Source organism: Mesorhizobium sp. M7A.F.Ca.CA.001.08.2.1 (genome assembly GCF_003998455.1).
GTDB lineage: Bacteria > Pseudomonadota > Alphaproteobacteria > Rhizobiales > Rhizobiaceae > Mesorhizobium > Mesorhizobium ciceri.
Map to the genome: position 1 here is coordinate 1 of NZ_RZPW01001200.1, position 1109 is coordinate 1109.

Consider the following 1109-nt stretch of genomic DNA (forward strand, 5'->3'; position numbering starts at 1 on the left):
CAACAATGATCTGATCGACGTCGTCATCGATGCCACCGGGGTTCCCGCCGTTGGCGCCGAGATCGGGCTGCGCGCCATGGAGCATGGCAAGCATCTGGTGATGATGAATGTCGAGGCCGACGTCACCATCGGCGCCTATCTGAAAAGCGAGGCCGACCGGCTCGGCGTCACCTATTCACTGGGCGCCGGCGATGAGCCGTCCTCCTGCATGGAGCTGATCGAGTTCGTCTCGGCCATGGGTCACCCGATCGTTGCCGCCGGCAAGGGCAAGAACAATCCGCTCAACATCGACGCCATTCCCCCGGACTATGAGGAGGAAGCCAAGCGCCGGCACATGAATGTCCGCATGCTGGTCGAATTCGTCGACGGCTCCAAGACCATGGTCGAGATGGCGGCAATCGCCAATGCCACCGGCCTGGTTCCAGACAAGGCTGGCATGCATGGCCCGGCGGCGACGCTTGGCGAACTGTCCAAGGTGCTGGTGCCGCAGAAGGATGGCGGCGTTCTGTCGAAGGTCGGCGTCGTCGACTATTCGATCGGCAAGGGTGTCGCGCCCGGCGTCTTCGTCGTTGCCGACATGTCGCATCCGCGCATCTCCGAGCGCATGGAAGATCTGAAGATGGGCAAAGGCCCGTATTTCACTTTCCATCGTCCCTATCACCTGACCTCGCTCGAGGTGCCGCTGACCTGCGCGCGCGTCGTGCTCTACGGCAAGGCCGACATGGTGCCGCTGGCCAAGCCGGTGGCCGAAGTCGCCGCCGTGGCCAAGAAGGACATGAAGCCCGGCGAGAAGCTCGATGCGATCGGCGAATATTGCTACCGCGCCTGGATCATGACGACGCCTGAGGCGCGCGCCGCCAAGGCCATTCCCTGCGGCCTGCTGCAGGGCGGCTCGGTCACCGCGCCGATCAAGAAGGGCGAACTCATAACCTATGCGAATGCAGCGCCCGCGGCGGGCTCCAAGATCGCCGAACTGCGCGCTCGCCAGGACAAGCTCGTCTATGGGACCGTGGGAGCGTGATCATGGCCACAGCCAGCAAAGCCGTCACTGACAGTCGCGCCAATCTGCCCTTCGTCTACCGCCAGTACAGCGCCGAGCAGCTCAAGCA

Annotated in this window: 1 protein-coding gene; it reads left to right on the forward strand. The window is 63.7% G+C overall.

All coding sequences use genetic code 11. From position 1 onward, the window contains the following. Positions 1 to 1021: NAD(P)H-dependent oxidoreductase (locus EN914_RS36170; protein WP_127389723.1), on the forward strand; the 1021-nt coding region annotated here is incomplete at its 5' end. Between the last annotated feature and the right edge of the window lie 88 nt (positions 1022 to 1109).